The 20,533-nt window shown below is 49.0% G+C and carries 20 protein-coding genes; 13 read left to right on the forward strand and 7 right to left on the reverse strand.

Features of this window, described 5'->3' with window-relative positions; genetic code table 11:
- Window positions 1–6 precede the first annotated feature (6 nt).
- The 11 genes from G5S52_RS18550 to lipA all read left to right on the forward strand — a co-directional run bounded on the left by G5S52_RS18550 (window position 7) and on the right by lipA (window position 10,139).
- Window positions 7–681 carry an LPS-assembly lipoprotein LptE gene (locus tag G5S52_RS18550; RefSeq protein ID WP_165017237.1) on the forward strand — a complete coding sequence of 225 codons (675 nt, stop codon included), beginning with the start codon at window positions 7–9 and terminating at the stop codon, window positions 679–681.
- Window positions 678–1,706 carry a DNA polymerase III subunit delta gene (holA, locus tag G5S52_RS18555; RefSeq protein ID WP_165017240.1) on the forward strand — a complete coding sequence of 343 codons (1,029 nt, stop codon included), beginning with the start codon at window positions 678–680 and terminating at the stop codon, window positions 1,704–1,706. Before G5S52_RS18550 ends, holA begins: the two co-directional genes overlap by 4 nt.
- Window positions 1,707–1,828: 122 nt before the next feature.
- On the forward strand, window positions 1,829–2,146 hold the full coding sequence (gene rsfS, locus G5S52_RS18560; protein WP_002542309.1) for a ribosome silencing factor: 318 nt from the start codon (window positions 1,829–1,831) through the stop codon (window positions 2,144–2,146).
- A 4-nt stretch (window positions 2,147–2,150) separates the two neighbouring features.
- On the forward strand, window positions 2,151–2,621 hold the full coding sequence (gene rlmH / locus G5S52_RS18565) for a 23S rRNA (pseudouridine(1915)-N(3))-methyltransferase RlmH (protein WP_062660649.1): 471 nt from the start codon (window positions 2,151–2,153) through the stop codon (window positions 2,619–2,621).
- Between the two features lie 3 nt (window positions 2,622–2,624).
- A complete protein-coding gene (gene mrdA / locus G5S52_RS18570) occupies window positions 2,625–4,526 on the forward strand; it encodes a penicillin-binding protein 2 (RefSeq protein ID WP_165017243.1) in 1,902 nt (633 codons plus the stop codon).
- Window positions 4,523–5,644, forward strand: coding sequence for a peptidoglycan glycosyltransferase MrdB (gene mrdB / locus G5S52_RS18575; protein WP_165017246.1), 1,122 nt, complete (start codon window positions 4,523–4,525; stop codon window positions 5,642–5,644). The genes mrdA and mrdB overlap by 4 nt, the downstream gene beginning before the upstream one ends.
- Window positions 5,644–6,459, forward strand: coding sequence for a septal ring lytic transglycosylase RlpA family protein (locus G5S52_RS18580; protein WP_165017249.1), 816 nt, complete (start codon window positions 5,644–5,646; stop codon window positions 6,457–6,459). The genes mrdB and G5S52_RS18580 overlap by 1 nt, the downstream gene beginning before the upstream one ends.
- A 124-nt stretch (window positions 6,460–6,583) precedes the next feature.
- On the forward strand, window positions 6,584–7,756 hold the full coding sequence (locus tag G5S52_RS18585; RefSeq protein WP_165017252.1) for a serine hydrolase: 1,173 nt from the start codon (window positions 6,584–6,586) through the stop codon (window positions 7,754–7,756).
- 372 nt (window positions 7,757–8,128) lie between these two features.
- Complete coding sequence (gene ybeD / locus G5S52_RS18590) at window positions 8,129–8,398, forward strand: DUF493 family protein YbeD (protein WP_002542316.1); 270 nt, start codon at window positions 8,129–8,131, stop codon at window positions 8,396–8,398.
- A 125-nt stretch (window positions 8,399–8,523) separates the two neighbouring features.
- Window positions 8,524–9,177 carry a lipoyl(octanoyl) transferase LipB gene (gene lipB / locus G5S52_RS18595; protein WP_165017255.1) on the forward strand — a complete coding sequence of 218 codons (654 nt, stop codon included), beginning with the start codon at window positions 8,524–8,526 and terminating at the stop codon, window positions 9,175–9,177.
- Window positions 9,174–10,139 (forward strand): lipoyl synthase, encoded by a 966-nt coding sequence (lipA, locus tag G5S52_RS18600; RefSeq protein ID WP_165017257.1) that lies wholly within the window; start codon window positions 9,174–9,176, stop codon window positions 10,137–10,139. Before lipB ends, lipA begins: the two co-directional genes overlap by 4 nt.
- A 105-nt stretch (window positions 10,140–10,244) precedes the next feature.
- On the opposite strand, the gene G5S52_RS18605 is transcribed toward lipA, so the two are convergent.
- Window positions 10,245–11,561 (reverse strand): serine hydrolase domain-containing protein, encoded by a 1,317-nt coding sequence (locus G5S52_RS18605; protein ID WP_165017260.1) that lies wholly within the window; start codon window positions 11,559–11,561, stop codon window positions 10,245–10,247.
- Between the two features lie 408 nt (window positions 11,562–11,969).
- On the opposite strand from G5S52_RS18605, the gene G5S52_RS18610 reads away from it, so the two are divergent.
- On the forward strand, window positions 11,970–13,511 hold the full coding sequence (locus tag G5S52_RS18610; protein ID WP_165017263.1) for a YjjI family glycine radical enzyme: 1,542 nt from the start codon (window positions 11,970–11,972) through the stop codon (window positions 13,509–13,511).
- A 26-nt stretch (window positions 13,512–13,537) separates the two neighbouring features.
- A complete protein-coding gene (locus tag G5S52_RS18615; RefSeq protein WP_165017266.1) occupies window positions 13,538–14,419 on the forward strand; it encodes a YjjW family glycine radical enzyme activase in 882 nt (293 codons plus the stop codon).
- 25 nt (window positions 14,420–14,444) lie between these two features.
- On the opposite strand, the gene G5S52_RS18620 is transcribed toward G5S52_RS18615, so the two are convergent.
- The 6 genes from G5S52_RS18620 to gpt all read right to left on the reverse strand — a co-directional run bounded on the left by G5S52_RS18620 (window position 14,445) and on the right by gpt (window position 20,508).
- Window positions 14,445–15,359, reverse strand: a complete 915-nt coding sequence (locus G5S52_RS18620) for a LysR family transcriptional regulator (RefSeq protein WP_165017269.1) — start codon at window positions 15,357–15,359, stop codon at window positions 14,445–14,447.
- A 110-nt stretch (window positions 15,360–15,469) separates the two neighbouring features.
- Complete coding sequence (locus G5S52_RS18625) at window positions 15,470–16,723, reverse strand: glutamate-5-semialdehyde dehydrogenase (RefSeq protein ID WP_165017272.1); 1,254 nt, start codon at window positions 16,721–16,723, stop codon at window positions 15,470–15,472.
- 51 nt (window positions 16,724–16,774) lie between these two features.
- Window positions 16,775–17,932 carry a glutamate 5-kinase gene (proB, locus tag G5S52_RS18630; RefSeq protein WP_165017274.1) on the reverse strand — a complete coding sequence of 386 codons (1,158 nt, stop codon included), beginning with the start codon at window positions 17,930–17,932 and terminating at the stop codon, window positions 16,775–16,777.
- Between the two features lie 105 nt (window positions 17,933–18,037).
- Window positions 18,038–18,442, reverse strand: a complete 405-nt coding sequence (crl, locus tag G5S52_RS18635) for a sigma factor-binding protein Crl (protein ID WP_165017277.1) — start codon at window positions 18,440–18,442, stop codon at window positions 18,038–18,040.
- 210 nt (window positions 18,443–18,652) lie between these two features.
- Window positions 18,653–19,906 carry an esterase FrsA gene (gene frsA / locus G5S52_RS18640; RefSeq protein ID WP_165017280.1) on the reverse strand — a complete coding sequence of 418 codons (1,254 nt, stop codon included), beginning with the start codon at window positions 19,904–19,906 and terminating at the stop codon, window positions 18,653–18,655.
- A 143-nt stretch (window positions 19,907–20,049) separates the two neighbouring features.
- Window positions 20,050–20,508, reverse strand: coding sequence for a xanthine phosphoribosyltransferase (gene gpt, locus G5S52_RS18645; RefSeq protein ID WP_002542331.1), 459 nt, complete (start codon window positions 20,506–20,508; stop codon window positions 20,050–20,052).
- Window positions 20,509–20,533 lie beyond the last annotated feature (25 nt).

Below are 20,533 nucleotides of genomic sequence, written 5' to 3' on the forward strand. Positions count from 1 at the left end.
TATTCGGTGAAATCGATCTTTCGCTCTCTCCGAACCCTGCTGGTTGTGGTGGCCGCTTTGGCCACCGCTTCTTGCGGATTCCATCTTCGCGGCAGCTACAATCTGCCAGACGAAATCCAGAAACTGTCAGTCACCAGTTTCGATAAATACGGCAAACTCACCCGTGAAATGAAGACTCAACTGCGTCTTCATGACATCGATGTCATCTCGCCTGCCCAAACCATTTCCAACCTGCACCTGAAAGGTGAGAGCTATGGCGAAAGCACCTTGTCGCTTTACCAGAACAGCCGCGTAGCGGAAAAGCAATTTGCTTATACCGTCAGCTACTCAGTGACAGTGCCGGAAAAAGGCAGCTACAACTTCTCGACATCGCTTAGCCGCACCTACCTTGATAACCCATTGACCGCCTTGGCGAAGTCGGTGGAAGAGGAAATGCTGGCGCAGGAAATGCGCGTTGAAGCAACCAAACAGATCATGCGACAGCTTGCCCGTCTGAATGCGCACATCGAAGCTTTCGAGCGCAAAGAAGCGGAAGAAAAAGCACTGCGTGAACTGTATCAGGGTGTGGATGAAGAAAAGTCCTCGATGACCATCGAAACCCGCTTCGATGGCAAAGATGACGAGACCCGCGGTAAGCCTCTGTCGAGCTTCACCACCAGCGGTGAAGAAAGCACAGAATGAGGATCTACCCAGAACAACTGACACAGCGTCTTAATCAAGGGCTGTGTCAGACTTACCTTATCTTCGGCAACGAACCGCTGCTGAAAGAAGAATCCAAGCAAAGCATTATTGATGTCGCACAAAAACAGGGCTTCGATGAAAAGCACCGCTTCGTCATCGATAATCAGCTTAACTGGCAGGACGTTTACGACGTTTGTCAGGCTCTGAGTCTGTTCGCCAGCCGACAAATCATCATTCTGGCATTACCTGAAAATCCGCTGACCACGGCTCAAGCTAATGCGCTGAAAGAGCTGCAGCCTATGCTGCATCAGGATTTGGTTTTGATCCTTGATGGTCCTCGCCTGAACAAAAAGCAGGAATCAGCCAAGTGGTTCACCAGTTTCCAGGCAAACGGTTTGTATGTGCCATGCAACACACCTGATGGCCGGCAGCTGCCACGATTCATAGAGAATCGCTGTCATGGTCTGGGACTGCATCCTGACCACGAGTCTGTGATGCTGCTGGCGCAATGGCATGAAGGTAACCTTCTGGCGCTATCGCAAAGCCTGATGAAGCTTCAACTGCTCTATCCAGATGGTGAACTGACACTGCCAAGGCTTCAGGATGCCTTATCACGTCACAACCACTACACGCCATTCCAGCTCACCGACGCACTGATTGAAGGCAAAGCCAAGCGCGCTGTTCGTATCGTTCGTCAGCTTGAAGCTGAAGGCGTGGAAATCACCATCTTGCTACGGGTCATTCAAAAAGAGTTAATCCAGCTGTGCAAAATGCAGGAGTACGGGGCGTCTGGTATGGGGCTCAGCAAAATCTTTGACCATTTCCGGGTCTGGCAAACACGCCGCCCAGCGATGACCACGGCGCTTCACCGTTTAACGTTGCCAACACTGATGCACCTTCTGCAAAGCCTTGCAGCCATCGAGGTGATGGTGAAAACCGATTTCGACAGCCAACCTTGGCCGGCACTTTCAGCGTTTTGTCTTGAGATGTGTGGTCATCCGCTTCCGCTGTCACCTGTCAACTGACAGTCAAACCGCGACACCGCTGTATTTTATTCATCTCAGCCAGTGGTATAATTTTTAGATTCTTAGGGGCTGTCCTGCACTTTCTGCAGAACAATGCACCGAACACCGATAAGGGGAAAACATTGCTTCCGGAACAACTTCAACACTTTGTTGTCGATAAAGCAGATGATATGAAAGCCGCAGACATCGTGACACTCGATGTCCGTGAAAAGAGCAGCATTACCGATTTCATGGTGCTATGCACCGGTAACTCAAAACGCCATGTCTCTTCCATTGCAGAGCATGTCGCTGATGAAGCGCGTGCAGCTAACGTTGATACCCTGGGTATGGAAGGTGAAAACGAAGGCGAGTGGGTCGTGCTGGATCTCGGTGATGTGATGCTTCATATCATGCAAGATGAACAACGTCAGTTGTACCAGCTAGAAAAGCTGTGGAACTGATGCAATGAAGTTACAACTGATTGCGGTCGGCACAAAGATGCCGAAGTGGGTTGAGGAAGGCTACAAAGAATACAGCCGTCGCTTCCCAAAAGACATGCCACTGGAACTGGTAGAAATCCCAGCAGGTAAGCGCGGCAAAAACGCCGATATTGCGCGTATTCTGCAAAAAGAAGGGGAAGCCATGTTGGCCGCCGTTCCAAAAGGTAACCGCATCGTGACGTTGGATATTCCGGGCAAGCGCTGGGACACAGAGCAACTGGCAGGGCAGCTGGAGAGCTGGAAGCTGGATGCTCGTGACGTGTCTATTCTGATTGGAGGCCCTGAAGGCCTGTCGCCAGCTTGTAAAGCGGCTGCAGACCAAAGCTGGTCATTGTCTCCTTTGACACTTCCTCACCCGCTGGTACGTGTGGTGATGGCTGAAAGTCTCTACCGCGCCTGGAGCATCACAGCAAATCACCCTTATCACCGGGAATAATTCATGAAGCACAAGCGTAGTCCTATACGCGATCATCAGGCCGAGTCTTCCCTCTTTTTCCGCCGGGCCGTTGTGGCTTTCGGCGGTATTCTCGTTCTTGTCGGCGTCCTACTTCTTAACCTGTATAACATTCAGGTGGAAGATCATGATGATTACATCACCCGCTCCAATGATAACCGCATCAAAGTCGTTCCTGTTGCGCCAAACCGTGGATTGGTTTACGACCGCAATGGAAAATTGCTCGCGGAAAACCGCCCTGTTTATGCATTGGAAATTACACCCGAGCAGGTGAAAGATATTCCCGGCACCATCGCCAGCTTGCAGGAGCTTCTGCCGATTTCTGAAAACGAAATCCGGGCGTTTGAGCGTGACAAGAAACGCACCCGCCGTTTCAACGCCGTCACATTGAAAAACCAGATGACGGAAGAGGAAGTGGCTATTTTCTCTGCCAATCAGCACAAGTTCCCCGGCGTAGAGATCAAAGGTTACCTCAAGCGATACTACCCCTATGGTGACGCGTTAACCCATGTCTTGGGCTACGTGGCAAAAATCAACGATAAAGACATAAACCGTCTTGATCGTGAAGGCGTACTCAACAACTACAAAGCGACCCGTGATATCGGAAAACTCGGCATTGAACGGTTTTATGAATCGGAGTTGCACGGCACCGCTGGTTATCAGGAAGTCGAAGTCAACAGCCGTGGACGTATTATCCGTACACTGAAGTACGTCCCACCTGAGCCGGGTAAAGATCTGGTATTGAACCTCGATGTCGATCTGCAACTGTACATCCGCTCTATCCTCGGCGATCGCCGCGGTGCAGTTGTGGTGCTCGATCCGAAAGACTCTTCAGTGCTGGCAATGGTATCGACGCCAAGCTATGACCCGAACCTTTTCGTTCACGGCATTTCTGGCAAAAACTACCGCGCGCTATTGAACGACAAAAACCGTCCGCTGGTGAATCGCGCCACCTTGGGTATTTATCCGCCTGCATCGACGGTTAAGCCATTCATTGCTGTCGCTGCGTTGGAAGAAAAAGCCATCACGCTCAATACTACGCGAAACGATCCAGGTTACTGGCGTTTGCCAAATTCAACCTCACGTCCTTTCCGCGACTGGCTCGCATGGGGTCATGGTCGGGTGAATATCGTTCAATCGATTGAAGAGTCGGTGGATACTTTCTTCTATCAAATTGCCTATGATTTGGGCATCGATAAGCTATCCACTTGGATGAGCCGCTTTGGTTTCGGTGATTACACCGGTATCGACATCCATGAAGAAAGCAAAGCCAATATGCCAACCCGCGAATGGAAAATGGCACGTCATCGCCAGCCTTGGTACAAGGGTGACACCATTCCCGTCGGTATTGGTCAAGGTTATTGGACGGCGACACCAATGCAGATCGCGAAAGCGACCTCAGTGTTGGTCAACCGTGGTGAAGTCAATCCGCCTCATTTGCTCCAACGCATGGAGAACGACGGCGTCATGGAAATCGCACCGGTTTCTCCCTATCCACCGATTGAAAACGTGGATGAGAAATACTGGGATGCGGCTCTTGAAGGGATGCGTCTCGTCAACCACGGCAAGAAAGGGACGGCTCGTCGTGCTTTTGCCAATGCCGAATATGTTACTGGTGGTAAATCCGGCACTGCACAGGTCTTTGGCCTAGCTGAAGACGAAGAATATAACGCGGATGAAATTGCGGAACACCTGCGCGACCACGCGCTCTACACCGGCTTCGCACCATTTGATGATCCAGAAGTGATTGTCTCTATGGTATTGGAAAACGCCGGTGGCGGTTCAAGCAATGGTGCACCTATCGCCCGTCGCATCTTCGATCATATGCTGGTTGATGGCTACAAAGACAAAAAGAACGCAGATAGCAAGGAGGAGCTAGTCCAATGAGCCTGTTTGCATCCACGGGTCAGAAAAAGACTGCGTTTGAGCGGTTGCACATAGACTTGCCTCTTTTGCTCGGCATCCTCGCACTGATGGGCTTTGGCCTGATGGTGATGTGGAGTGCCAGTGGCCAGAGCGTTGCCATGATGGAACGTCAGGTCTTCCGGATCTTTCTTTCGCTGGGCGTGATGTTTGTGCTCGCCCAAATTTCTCCCCGGCATTACGAGTTCTGGGCTCCCTATCTATATGTGACGGGAATTCTGATGCTGATTGCCGTGCTTTTGTTTGGTGAAACTGCCAAGGGCGCACAGCGCTGGCTGGATTTAGGCGTTGTCACCTTCCAGCCATCAGAACTGATTAAGCTTGCCGTACCATTAATGGTGGCCCGCTTTATCGGTAAAGAACCTCTACCACCGCGTTTTCAAACCCTGATTATTGGTTTGGTGATGGTCTTTGTTCCCACCATTCTCATTGCCAAACAGCCGGATTTAGGAACCTCAATCTTGATTGCGGCATCAGGTATTTTTGTTTTGTTTCTGTCCGGTATCAGTTGGCGAATCATCTTAGGGGCCGGTACTTTGGTGGCCGCTTTCATCCCAGTACTTTGGTTCTTCCTGATGCGCGAATACCAACGTGTCCGCGTTCGCACCCTGTTTGATCCAGAATCCGACCCATTGGGCGCGGGTTACCACATCATCCAGTCAAAAATTGCCATTGGTTCCGGGGGAATTGGCGGTAAAGGATGGCTTCAAGGCACACAATCTCAGTTGGAGTTCCTGCCAGAGCGCCATACCGACTTTATCTTCGCCGTTATTGCGGAAGAATGGGGAATGATTGGTGTCGCATGCTTGCTGGCGCTTTACCTTTTCATCATCGGCCGTGGCCTGCTAATTGCCAGCCGCGCACAAACGGCGTTTGGTCGTATGATGGCGGGCAGTATCGTGCTCAGCTTCTTCGTTTATGTCTTCGTTAACATCGGCATGGTAAGCGGGATCTTACCCGTTGTTGGTGTTCCCCTGCCCCTCGTCAGCTATGGAGGCACCTCCATGGTGACTTTGATGGCAGGTTTCGGCATCTTAATGTCTATCCACACACACAGAAAAATGCTTTCTAAGGCTCTGTAATGAAAAAAATATTAGTGATGACTGCTCTCGTACTTTCCGGCTGTGCCACGCAAAGCGATGACCGCTACAGCCTGGAGCACGATAAAGCGCCGGAAGCGATTCCAACGCTGGATCATGTCGAGGATGCGCAACCACGATACGAGCCTTACAGCCGAGCCGGTAACAAAGACTACACCGTCCGTGGTGAGAGTTATCAGGTAATGAAAGACCCTGAGGATTACACCGGGGAGGGCATTGCATCTTGGTATGGCAAGAAGTTCCACGGCCATAAAACGTCAAATGGCGAGATTTACGACATGTTCTCCATGTCTGCTGCCCACAAAACGCTGCCACTGCCTAGCTATGTAGAAGTAGAAAACACCGCTAACGGCAAAAAAGCCATTGTCCGCGTCAATGACCGTGGTCCTTTTCACGAGGGGCGCATTATTGACCTGAGCTATGCAGCGGCATCCAAGCTAGATATCCTCAAAACAGGGACGGCACCTGTAAAAGTGACGCTACTCAAGGTTGATAAACCTCAAGACAATAATGAGTGGCAAGGTGCACGCCTAAACCGCTATTTTGTACAACTGGTCGCGATATCCAGTCAGGACAAAGCGAAGCAGGCTGCTGACACGTTCCAAAAGCAGTTTGAACTGCCAACAGATATCAACCAGTCCGGCAGTGTTTATCGCGTGCGTTTAGGGCCATTTTACGACTACGACCAGACACAAAAAGCCGCATTGCTTGCCAGAGAGCAGCAAATAAATGAGGCATTCGTCGTTGTTGAGCCAATTGCTGATGAACCGGGCAAGAATTCGGGTGTCAGTAATTAGGGTCTGTTGGCCTAATAGTTTCAATTTAGTAAGTTGTTGTAACCCTGTCTGACACTACACGGGCTATCTGTTATAGTGTTGGCAGTTTTTTGACTGAAGAAATACCAAGTAAGTACCTATATATATGAAAAAATCACCCTCATTGTTGCGCTCTTTAGTCTTATCGACTGCTGTCTTTTCTTCTGCTGCAGCCGTTGCAGCCCCAACCGTCGTCCCGGATGCGCCTCAAATCGCGGCAAAAGGGTACGTACTGATGGATTACAACTCGGGTAAGATCCTGGCGGAAAACAACGCCTACGAACGTCTTAACCCGGCCAGCCTGACCAAGATGATGACCAGCTATGTTATTGGCCAGGAAGTTGAACGCGGCAACATCAGCCTTGATGATGATGTCGTTATCAGCAAAAACGCCTGGGCGAAAAACTTCCCTGGCAGCTCGAAAATGTTCATCGAAGTCGGCACCACGGTAAAAGTGGAAGACCTGAATCGCGGCATCATCATCCAGTCTGGTAATGATGCTTGTGTGGCAATGGCTGAGCATATTGCAGGTTCTGAAGACTCGTTTGTCGACTTGATGAATGGCTGGGCGAAAACGCTGGGTATGAATGACACCAAGTTTTCGAACTCCCATGGCCTAGATGATGATGACCTCTACACCACGCCTTATGACATGGCGCTGTTGGGTCAGGCACTGATCCGAGACGTGCCGGACGAGTACCGCATTTACAACGAGAAGTCTTACACCTATAACGGCATTACCCAGTACAACCGTAATGGCCTGCTATGGGACAAGAGCATGAACGTGGACGGTATCAAAACTGGCCACACCGACAAAGCAGGCTACAGCTTGGTCAGTTCAGCGACTGAAGGTGACATGCGTCTGATCGCGGTTGTGATGGGCACCAACAGTGCAAACGCACGTAAGGCCGAAAGTAAGAAACTGCTGAACTACGGCTTCCGTTTCTTCGAAACCGTCGCACCACACAAAGCGAACGAAACCTTCGTGACCGAGAAAGTCTGGATGGGCGACACCGACCAAGTTGCTCTGGGCGTTTCTGAAGACACCTACGTGACCCTGCCACGCGGTAAAGCAAAAGACTTGGAAGCAAGCTTTGTACTTGAGAAAACACTGGAAGCACCAATCGCGAAAGGCGATGTGGTTGGTAAGCTTTACTACCAGGTTGACGGCGAAGATATCGCGGAATACCCATTGGTAGCATTGAATGATGTGCAGGAAGGTGGTTTGTTCAGCCGTCTGATGGACTACATCATTATGTTCTTCAAGAACTTGTTCTAAGACTCAAGCTACAACTTTCAAGGGCAGCCAATGGCTGCCCTTTTTATTTCTCATCTCCACCCCAATATAATACCAATCGTAGTAAATATCTGCTCATCCTAGCTTGTTAAAATGCTCGATAACTGCGTTGAAAAATTTGATTGTAGAGTAACTACTTATCGAAATTTTTCGCCTTGTTCTCAAGCATTTTTCCTACGCTATTTATGAGCAACTACCTACTGTGATTGGTATAAGCAGGAATCAAAGAAAAAGTCACCAACTTGTTTTCTCAACACAGGACGATTACTATTCGTTCCCAACAAATTGCGTGATCATCTGCACATATATTTTGGGTCAACAGAGAAAGATCTGTGACCAATTCTGGAGTTATAAATGCAAGAGCAACCAAAACTAAAAGACCTGCTGGAATTCCCGTGTAAGTTTACTTACAAGGTCATGGGATACGCGAAGCCAGAGCTGACAGATCTGGTTTTGGAAGTGATCCAGCGCCACGCACCGGGCGATTACAGCCCAAGCGTTAAGCCAAGCGGCAAAGGCACTTACAACGCAGTTTCAGTCACCATTACAGCCACTTCTATCGAACAAGTTGAAACGCTGTACAAAGAACTGGGTGACATTGAAATCGTGCGCATGGTTCTGTAATCCTCTATCAGACTAAAGAACCACAATACCCATACGATTAGGCGGCTGTTATTTCAGCCGTCTGTCATTATAATGTCGTGACTGAGACAGCTATCCCCATCATATTCAATTCTGGCAGGTATACATTGCAGCAGAACCGCCTCATTATCAGACAACTCGGATTGCGTCCTTACGAACCAACGTGGAAAGACATGCATGCTTTCACTGACGAACGTAACGCCGATACAACTGACGAAATCTGGCTGGTAGAGCACGAACCTGTGTTTACCCAAGGACAGGCGGGAAAAGCTGAACACCTGTTAGCAACGGGGGATATCCCGGTAGTACAGAGTGATCGTGGTGGTCAGGTGACTTACCATGGCCCCGGCCAACAGGTGGCTTACATCCTGATCGATCTGAAACGCAAAAAGCTGGGTGTGCGCGAGCTGGTCACTTCGATTGAGAATATAGTGATCGATACCCTCTCCCATTACGGTATTGAATCCCGTGCGCGTCCTGATGCGCCGGGCGTGTATGTGGGTAACGACAAAATTTGCTCGCTGGGTCTTCGTATCCGCCGAGGCTGCTCTTTCCATGGGCTGGCGCTTAACGTCAATATGGACTTGTCACCTTTCCTTCGTATCAACCCTTGCGGTTATGAAGGCATGGCAATGACACAAACCGTCGATTTAGGGGGCCCGGCTTCATTGACCGAGCTATACCCTGTGTTAGTAGAAAAACTGACTTCGCATCTGGGCTATGATCAGGTCGAGTCCCTAACAGAAAGCAATCAACTATGAGCAAACCGATCCAGATGGAACGCGGTGTTAAGTACCGCGACGCAGACAAAATGGCGCTCATCCCGGTCAAGAACATGCCGACCGAACAAAAAGAGATGCTGCGCAAACCTGAGTGGATGAAGATCAAGCTGCCTGCGGACAGCAAGCGTATCCAAGACATTAAGTCAGCGCTTCGCAAAAACAATCTGCATTCGGTATGCGAAGAAGCGTCCTGCCCTAACCTGGCGGAATGCTTCAACCACGGCACCGCAACCTTCATGATTCTGGGTGCGATTTGTACCCGTCGCTGTCCTTTCTGCGATGTGGCACACGGCCGTCCAAACCAGCCTGATGAAAATGAGCCAGCGAAACTGGCAAAAACCATCAGCGACATGAAGCTGAAATACGTCGTTGTAACCTCAGTAGACCGCGATGATCTGCGTGATGGTGGTGCGAAACACTTTGCTGACTGTACCCGCGAAATCCGTGCGCTGAACCCAGAGATTCGTATCGAAACGCTGGTACCTGATTTCCGTGGCCGCATGGACACTGCGCTGGAATTGCTGAAAGACAATCCACCAGATGTGTTTAACCACAATCTGGAAACCGCACCACGCCTTTACCGTAAAGCGCGCCCGGGTGCGAACTACAAGTGGTCTCTGGAGCTGCTGAAGAAATTCGGCGAGATGCATCCAAACGTCCCAACCAAATCAGGTTTGATGATGGGTCTGGGCGAAACCAAAGAAGAGATCATCGAAGTACTGAAAGACTTGCGTGCACACGGTGTGACCATGCTGACTTTGGGCCAATACTTGGCACCAAGCCGTCACCACCTTCCGGTAGAGCGTTACGTGCCACCTGAAGAGTTTGATGAGCTGAAAGAGATCGCGCTGGATCTAGGCTTTACCCACGCAGCCTGTGGTCCTTTCGTTCGCTCTTCTTACCATGCTGACCTGCAAGCGCAGGGCGTGGAAATTAAGTAATCCAACTAAAAAGCCCACAAGCCAAGAAATGGTTTGTGGGCTTTTTGTATTTTGCTACGGTAATATTTAACTCTAATTAGCCTGAAATCAGTTTTACCTTCTTAGTTAATCAGCTTTCTTTTGATACTTAATCGCCAATCCAGACTGCTTGAAGATGACATAGTTGTAGTTTTCTCTCGCTTCGATACTTATATCCAACTGTCCGTTTATCAATCGTCCCGAAGTATCTAATTTTAATGTGGCGGGTTCTTGGCCTTCTGAATTAAAACTCACTTCAAAGCTCTTACCGTTTTTAGAGATAATCATCTCTGATATTTGAGAAACCAATTCAGCCCCCAAAATATCCTCAACTTCTTTCGGCAATGGAACAAGCTTATAGCTAGACAAAAATAGATGTGGCGACAAACCTTGGTGTTCTTTCATATTTAACTTTTTAGTTTCAACACCTAAGCACTTATCTATCAAATCGTTTGATAACTCTCCAGGTCGTACACTATCGAGTCTGGATAAAATAACAACCACACACTTTCCATCTTTGTCAAACTTTACACTAGAAGTAAATCCAGGCAACCATCCATCATGCCCTAATATAACGGAATTTTCACTTTTGCTAATGTTCACACCATACCCAAACTCAATAAATCCATTAGGGCTATGATTTGATGTCATTTTTGAAAAATCATCCTCAGGAATAATCCTCCCTTCTAATAGTGCAGAAATAAAGATAGAAAGATCATCTACTGTACTCACTATTGAGCCAGCTGAGTAAGAGCTTTTAATATCGAAAGGCTCGCTTCTTGTAATATTGTGTCCTTCAATTGTCCACCCACTCAATGCATCGCTAGAAAAGTGAGTATCATTCATACCCAAAGGGCGAAGTATTTCGGAGGTCACAAATTTCTCCCATGAAACCCCAGACAGCTCTTCGATTAACAGCCCCAGTATATAGTAGCCAGCATTTGAGTAGTGCCAAGACTCTCCTGGTTCAAATGCCAATGGTTCCTTTGAAATTGCATTCAAGACCTCCTCACGAGCCATTCCTTCAAAGCCTATCGGAAGATCATTTAAGCCAGAAGTATGAGAAAAAAGCTGGCCAATTGTAATCTGTTTCAAGCTTTGAGGAAATTCTCCCCAAAGCTCACCGACTTTGGAGTCGACATCAATTTGATTCTTATTGAGTATCCGAAGTGTTGACGTTGCTGTAATAAGCTTGGTTACGGATGCTATTGCGAAGTCATCACTTCCATGCGAATTACTCCTATAAACTTCAACTCCATTTTTAAAAACAATGATGTCTGTATACGTATTAATGCGTTCACTAGCTTCATAGTCATGCAAGGTATCATTTTCAAAAGCATTATAATTAGAAGCTAAACACGACAAGGGAAAAACAAAAGCAATAATAAAAAGAATATGATTCACAATGGAAAAACCTTAGAAAAAAGAAGATAAATCAGGAAGAGAGAACGGAACCGATTAGTTCATTGAACACAATAAAAGAGTACTTCCTCGATATAAAAAAACAACTTCCCTTAGATTGACAAATTTATAGTCAGGAATCACTTAACAATTACCTATGAATAAATCACTAAAAATTTCATTCAAAGCGACATCAACCTAAAAAATAAAAATCAACATTGACTTTAACTGCATTTGTATTAATGAATGTTACAATGCATGCATTACCGAACCTTATCCTTAAATTAATGTCCGTGTGTTTATATAATAAAAATGGATTTCCAAATCAGACATCCGCCATGTCGATTTAATCAATAGTCGCAAGTCACAGCCCAGCGTAAAATAGACCCAAACAACTGTAGGGTCTTTTCTATGAGCAGCAATCTCTCCCCACTTCAGCAACGCTTTTACGAAATCATCAACAACCCAACCCTGTCGCCAAAGCAGAAAAACCAATGGCTGGCGTTGGAAGCAGAAGCAAGCCTGCCTTACATGGATATCTCTGACGATATCGAGCAGGCGATGAAAGACGGCGTTATCTGTGACATGTTTGAAGGTCACGCACCGTTCAAACCTCGCTACGTACTGCCAGACTACGCAAAGTTCCTGTCTCAGGGCTCTGAGTACCTGGAGCTGTCTCCAGCAGAGAACCTTGATGATGCGCTGAACATGCTGAACATCATCTACCACCACGTACCGTCTGTGACCAACATTCCTGTATATGTGGGTCAAATGGATGACGTGCTGATGCCTTACGTGGGCGATCTGTCAGACGAAGAGATCTACCAAAAAATTAAGCGTTTCTGGATCATGCTGGACCGCACCCTGCCAGACGCATTCATGCACGCTAACATCGGCCCAGCAGACAACATCATCTGTCGCACTATCCTGCGTGTGGATGCTGAGCTGAAGCAAATCGCACCGAACCTGACGTTCATGTACGACCCAGCGGTAACGTCTGACGACCTGCTGCGTCAAGCGACCTCAAACATCGTTGAGTGCAGCAAGCCGCACATCGCGAACTACCCAATGCACGCTGAAGCATACGGCGACAAGCGTTTCGGTATCGTAAGTTGCTACAACTCACTGCCACTAGCTGGCGGTTCTAACACTCTGGTGCGTATGAACCTGAAGCATGCTGCTGAGAAAGCGGAAAGTGCTGAAGACTTCCTGAACGCAGTGCTGCCAACCTACAGCAAGCTGATGGTTGAACTGATGGACGTTCGCAGCAGCTTCCTGCACGAATCTTCAAACTACTTCAAACACTTCCTGGCAACAGAAGGTCTGATTGAAGAAGGCCGTTTCGCGCCTATGTTCGGTATTTACGGCATGGCGGAAGCGGTAAACATCCTGATGGAGAAAGACGGTCAATCACTGAAGTACGGTCACGACATCGCGGCAAACGAACTGGGCCATGCTATATCTGCAAAACTGGCTGAGATTGTTGAAGCAAGCCCTGTGAAGTACGGCCTGAACGGTAAAGCGGTACTGCACTCACAAGGTGGCATCAGCATCGATAAAGACGTAACGCCGGGCGTTCGTATCCCTTACGGTACTGAACCAGACCCAGTGACTTACGTTCACGCAACCGCTGGTCACCACAAATACTACACCTCGGGTATCAGTGACATTCTGACCATCGACGAGACAGTAAAATCAAACCCAGAAGCCATGTTCAACCTGTGTAAAGGTGCGATCAACATGGGCTACCGTGAGTTCACCGCGAACGTTGCGTCAAACGATCTGGTGCGCGTAACGGGTTACATGATCAAACTGTCTGACATCGCGAAATATGACGATGAAGGTTCGCGTAAGAACACCACGTGGCTGGGCGCAGAAGCAGCTTGCAACACGGGTATTCTTGACCGCGCACCTCGTGTGGTGAGCTTCGAGACCACGCCTGTTTACAAATAAGCGATAGAAAGCAAAACCACCGGAGAATGTCAGTGAAACCGAGTAAGACAAACGCCTTAGTCAGCCGTATCCTGACATTCTCTTGCGTCGATGGACCGGGCAACCGCCTGGTCATCTTTTTGCAGGGCTGCAATTTCGACTGCATTACCTGCCACAATCCGCATACCATCAATCACTGCACCGATTGTGGCGATTGCGTGTCGCCCTGCCCGGCTGATGCCCTTTCATTCAGTGCTGAAGGCAAAGTGGTGTGGGACGCAGCAAAGTGCACCCACTGCGATCTTTGCATCGACGTGTGCCCTCACAAATCCAACCCAAAAATTGTCAGCTACAGCTTGGACGACATGCTGGCCTTGGTTCGCCAACACCACTTTTTCCTGAACGGCATTACCGTGTCAGGCGGTGAAGCCACGCTGCAATTGCCATTCATTATCGAGCTGTTCAAAGCCGTAAAATCTGATCCTGCGTTGTCACACCTGACATGCTTTATCGACAGCAATGGTTCATTGTCGCGTGCAGGTTGGGAGCGTGTTGCCCCTTACCTTGATGGTGCAATGATTGATTTAAAATCGTGGCAATCGGAGACGCACCGTTGGCTCATTGGCCGCGACAAACACCGTGTGATTGAGACTATCGACCTGTTGGCTGAGATGGGAAAACTGCACGAAGTGCGTTTACTTCATATTCCGGGGAAAAGTGACTTGGATACAGAAGTAGATGCCGTCGGCGCGTATCTCAATAAACTGCCGGAGTCGGTTCAAATTCGCCTCAATGCCTTTCAGCACCATGGCGTAATGGGTCAGGCATTGGATTGGGAAAAATGCAGCGAAGCGGAAATGGATCGCTTCCACGATTTGCTGTTCGCACGCATTCAACGCCCCATGCTGAAACCGACCATTTATACCTAACTCACCATACTATTTCGAACGGCGTTTAGCTTTTGGCAATAAGCTGGCTATGAAGCCAACGACAGGCTGGGTTGTTCAGGCTCACCGTATTCCACACCAAGCTATACGCGACCTGCCCATAATCAAACGGCAGAGGTTTCGCCACCAGCCCTTTTGCCTGCAAGGCGGTTTCCGCCCAACGTTTAGAGCAGGTAAAGAGATAGTTTGAGTGGTGACAGGTGGATGCTGCCGACCCAAAGTCCGCCACGCGCATGGCTATCTGGCGCGCACCATGGTGCTGGGTCAGGGTTTGTTCGAAATACGGCTCTGACAAATCTTTATCTATCACGTTGATATGGCGACAACTCAGGTAGCCATCAATGTCTAACTCCACACTTGCCAAAGGATGGTTTGGGTTCATCAAACACACCATTTCATCCTCCAGAATCGTCTGCCAGACAAGGCTTTTGCTGAGCGTCGGTGGCTGACTGACATCGTGAGGAAGTAAGAGAAAATCCAGTTTCCCACTCAGCAGCGCTTCGAAACTGAATTGCTCCTTGGTGGAAATACTGAGCTGCGCATTGGCACCCAGTTTTTGGGAAATATCACATAGCGTGGGCGCGAAAAGTTCGAAAGTACTTTCCCGCATGGCGAGCGACAGACTGCCGCCAAACCTTTCCGGTGCGAACTCACCCTGCTCAAAGATACCGCTGATATTGGAAAGCACGTTATGGATAGCAGGACCCATGCTGAGCGCGTATTGCGTCGGCATCAGTTGGTTGCCGCGACGGAAAAAGAGTTCGTCATTCAAATCGGATTTAAGCTGCCCCAATGCCTTACTGACGCTTGATGGCGTCACGCAAAGGATCTCTGCCGTTTGTGTCACGCTGTGCGTCATCAAGAGCACATGCATCACAGTGAGGTTTTTCAGGCTGATGCGGGAAAGCGTGGTGTAATCCATGGCGGTCTTTTTCAATCGTGAAGGTTGGCGAGAGATTACCTTCAAAGAGATTGGCAGAAAAGAAAAAGGCACGCTTTCGCGTGCCTTTCAATATTCATTCGGTGCGCAGGTTAAGCGCGTGGCAGGTAGTCTGCTTTACCGACCCACTTGTAGGTGGTCAGCTCTTCTAAGCCCATAGGACCACGGGCGTGCAGTTTCTGAGTAGATACCGCAACCTCTGCACCCAGACCGAACTGTGCGCCGTCTGTGAAGCGAGTAGATGCATTCACGTATACCGCCGCAGAACCTGCACCGTTGATGAAGGCTTCTGCTGCTGCCAGATCGTTAGTCAGGATCGCATCTGAGTGGCTCGCATTGTGGTCACGCATGTGTTTGAGCGCTGCGTGCACATCGGCGACGACAGCCACGCCCAGTGTGTAGCTCAGCCATTCGGTGTCGAAATCACCTTCTGCCACTTCTTGCAGATCTGCAACGCCGCCCAGCAATGGCAGCGACGCTTTATCAGCAACGATTTTCAGCTTGTTGTCATTGAACAGTGGCGTCAGTTTTTGCAGCACGTCAGCGGCAACTGCTTGGTGTACCAGCAAGGTATCCAGCGCATTACACGCAGAAGGACGTTGAACCTTGGAATTAATGATCACATCCAGCGAGCGCTCGAGATCCGCAGTTTTGTCCACGAACAGGTGGCTGATGCCGAAGCCGCCAATGATCACAGGAATCGTGCTGTTTTCCTTACACATTTTGTGAAGACCCGCGCCGCCACGAGGGATGATCATGTCAACATACTCGTCCAGGCGAAGCAGCTCACCCACAAGCTCGCGATCTGGCTTTTCAATGTACTGCACAGATGCGGCTGGTAAATCGGCTTTTTCCAGCGCGGTCTGAATCACTTTCACTAACTCAACGTTTGAGTGGAAGGTTTCACGACCACCGCGCAGAATGCTTGCATTGCCGGTTTTCAGACACAAAGAAGCGATATCAATGGTCACGTTCGGGCGCGCTTCATAGATCACGCCAATCACGCCAATGGGTTCACGGCGACGGCTCAGTGTCATGCCATTTTCCAGCACTTTGCAGTCAATCTCGCTGCCGACGGGATCAGATAGCGAAATCACGTTGCGAACGTCAGCAGCAATGCCTGCTAAACGCGCTTCGTTCAGCAAAAGACGATCCAGCATCGCATCAGGCAAACCCGCTTCGCGTCCCGCATCGATGTCTTTTGCATTGGCAGCAAGGATAGTTGCTGCGTTCGCTTCCAATTCGTCAGCAATGACTGCCAGCGCTTTGTTCTTTTGCGCTGTCGGTGCCGTTGCCAGTGCGTAAGCAGCGTCTTTCGCTGCACGTCCCATTTGTTGAAGACTCATTTCAGCCTCTATTGCTCTTCCTGAATAACTGCGGCTTCTGCCACAGTCTGATTAATCGATAACGACCAAGTCGTCGCAGTGTACTGCGACCGCGCCGTGAGCGTATCCCAGAATATCTTGAATATCCTGACTGTGTCGACCCGCGATCGCGCTAAGATCTTTGCTTGAGTAGCGACAAATACCGCGCGCCAGCTGCTTACCTTTCTGGTTACAGATGCGTGCTACTGAACCACGGTCAAAATGACCTTCTACGCCAGTAATGCCTTTTGATAACAGGCTGCTGTGACGCTCAACCACTGCTTTCGCAGCGCCGTCGTCAATAATGATGTTACCCGCTGGAGGAGGCCCAGCCAGAATCCAGCGTTTGCGGCTTTCCAAAGGTGATTCCAATGGAAGGAAGCGCGTACCCGCTTCTTTGCCATCCACCAAATGTTGAATCACTTCCGGACGACTGCCTGCTGCGATCGTCACTTCAATACCTGCACGGCGGGCAACATCTGCTGCCTGCAGTTTGGTTGCCATGCCACCTGTACCTAACCCACTGACACTGCCGCCAGCCAGTTTGTGCAGGGTCTCGTCGATGGTATGTACTTCGCGAATAAGCTCTGCATCAGGATTGCTGCGTGGATCAGCAGTGAATAGGCCCGGTTGGTCTGTCAGCAATAAAAGCTTGTCTGCTTCCGCCAAAATCGCGACCAGTGCTGACAGGTTATCATTGTCGCCGACTTTGATTTCTGCCGTCGCAACCGCATCGTTCTCATTCACCACAGGCACAATGTTATTTGCCAGCAGAGCTTGCAACATGTCGCGTGCATTGAGGTAACGTTCGCGGTCATCCAAATCAGCACGGGTCAGCAGCATTTGACCAATGTTAATGCCATAAATGGCAAACATGCTTTCCCATTCCTGAATAAGCCGGCTTTGACCAACCGCAGCCAGCATTTGCTTGTTGGCAATGGTCGGCGCAAGTTCGGAATAATTGAGGTGTTCACGACCCGCTGCAATCGCACCAGAGGTGACAACAATGACTTTGTGTCCCTGACGGATAAGCATGGCGCATTGACGCACCAATTCAACAAGGTGTGCGCGGTCGATTTTTTTGGAGCCGCCGGTCAGTACGCTGGTACCGAGTTTGACGACAATGGTCTGGCGATCAGAAGTATCGCCAGCACCAGAATAGACAGATGAAACGTTTTCTTGGCCTGACATGACATTGACAACATAAAAGCGATTAAGCCCTTCTTTTATCAATCCCAGACCAAGATAACAAGTGATTAAAGCAACTCAATCACATAATTCACCAAAAGGAGAGGTTTAGGCTGCAGAACCCAGTTTAGGCTCTTTCAGTGAGGGCTTGGCAGTGATTTCCAATCCCAGTTCACCTTCGACAAATTCAGTTATTTTTGAATAAAAAGCATCTAGCGAGGCTTTCACTTCGGTAGAGGATTTATTTGGCACATTCTCCGCTTTCCACGCACCCTCGGTATCGAATTTCCCGAAAGTGTACGCGTACTCAAACCCGCCCTCTTTGGGTGAGATTTCCATCCACCAGCCCCAGAATTCTCTGCATTCTGGCGATTTTTTAGCATTGACGCAGGCGGACAGACAGTCAAAGAAATAGGTTTCCTCTGAACATTTATTTTGGCGCAGGTAAGGCCCTATCTGAGCGAAACGCGTCAGCAGACGCCCATGAGAAAGCGTTTTGGTTTCATCGGTCATAGCAAGCTCCCATAATACGAGAAAAAGTCCGTTTCAACACGACTGCATATAGGCAAAAAGAGAGGCTGATTAGCGCAAAGCCCCTGTTTTTATTATGTGTAATTTCACCAGCAGCTCATGTCTGTATAACACGCTACGATCAATATATCGTCCCATCGAGCAATGCTTTGAGCATTTAATGAACGCCCCACGCCGTTAAGAAGATCTAGATCACAAGGTATCCTTAAACCATTTCACAGCCTCAGTCATAATTCTGTGATATCCGTCATGGAGTGGCTTATTGGGAAGCGTCTTGGCTTTACCACCGTAGCTGTAAAGCGCGGCCAGTTGATTGTCTGTATCTGGGCAGACAGGATCTCCTTCAAGACTCATTGCCAGTACCGGCACCTTGGTTTTCCTGCCTGTCAGTAGCCCCTGATTTTTAAGAGACAACGCCTGGAGCTGGGTGAGAAAAGAGGCTGACGCTTGCGATTTCCCCATACGCGAAGCAATAGTATCCAAATACATAGGAGGAATAGCCTTAAGACGCTGCATATCGCTCAACATTGAATGCAGAACACCGCCGATGGAGACACACGACTTAATCCGGTTTTGCTCAACAAACGCCATACGAACCGCAGCATTACCACCAAAACGCACACCCATACAGCCAACACGATGATGATCAACCCAAGGTACTGAGGCGAGCTCACTCAGCATCGCCTGATGCAGTTTGCTGGTGTCTTCGCTTAAAGACCAATGGCTACTACGACCCACTGACGGCATGTCCAATGTCAGCATGGCGATATTCGCCGGAGCAAAGTAGGTTTCGAATAATCGCCAAAGGTCAGTTTGCAGCGCATCTAAACCACCGCTGAGAATGACAGTCGGTAGAGGTTCATCAGTGTGAGGAAGATACAGAAAGCCCTCCAGCGGCTTGCCATCAACCTTAGTGACAACGTTTTTGATTTTGTATGGGGACTTTTCAATGGCTGAATGAAATGCTTTGTTCGCTAGCACTTCAGCCTGCAAAGACAGATGATCGCCTTTTAGGTGCGGATAGGCAGCAATACTGAAATGGGTGCAAGCACGTAGCCAATGCTCAGCTGCTTCCACTTTGTTTCCCTGTTCTTCACAGTCCTGCGCCAGCTTTTGGTGCTTCATGCCCCCCTGTGTCCATTCATAAGACCAGTTGCCAGGACGATAGCCAACAACGGTATCCAGAAGAGTCTCATTGCTTCGATTGTTATCAGAACCTGCAATACGCGCCAGAGTGGCTTCCATATCAATCGGGTCAACACCTTGCCAAATCCACTGTGGACGACGAAGTGTGCGGTACCAGCTGTTATCGCTGTCCCCATCTAATGCATTGTGTACACCATTTGGTGATTGATTGACCGACCCAACAATGGTCGATGTTTCTCTAGCGTGCTTATGCTGTTTGAAGAGCTTTACTGAAAGGTTTTCGGATTCGGTTTCGCTCACGGAACCTCTCCTTGATTAGATAACTGAACTGACACCATTGTATACCCAAAAATGCTTAAAACCATGACCTCACCTGAATGATAGACACCTAAATTTGGACATAAAAAAAGCCCCATAAAGGGGCTTTTCAAGTTCTTTAGCAATTAACGCTTTGAGATTGGCTCAACGAAAGTTACGCCCATGTCCCAAGGTTGCTCAATCCAGCAATCCTGAGGGATGTCTACAACATAGTCATCTACCAGGTGTTTACCTGCTGGCTTCGCACAAACAGTCACGAATTTCGCTTTCGGGTACATTTCACGAATGACTTCTGCAGTACCGCCAGTATCAACCAGATCGTCCACTACCAGGAAGCCTTCGCCGTCGCCGTCTGCTTTCTTCAGAACACGCATATCACGCTGGTGATCGTGGTCGTAGCTAGAAATGCAAACTGTATCCACATGGCGAATACCCAGTTCACGCGCCAAAATCGCTGAAGGAACCAGACCACCGCGGCTTACCGCGATAATGCCTTTCCATTGATCTGCAGGTAGCAGTTTTTCAGCCAGTTGACGGGTGTACATTTGCATGTTGTCCCAGGTGATAACAAACTTGTTGCTCATTTAGAAAACCTCAGGCGTTAGACGC

The organism is Grimontia sedimenti (genome assembly GCF_011045095.1).
Lineage (GTDB): Bacteria > Pseudomonadota > Gammaproteobacteria > Enterobacterales > Vibrionaceae > Enterovibrio > Enterovibrio sedimenti.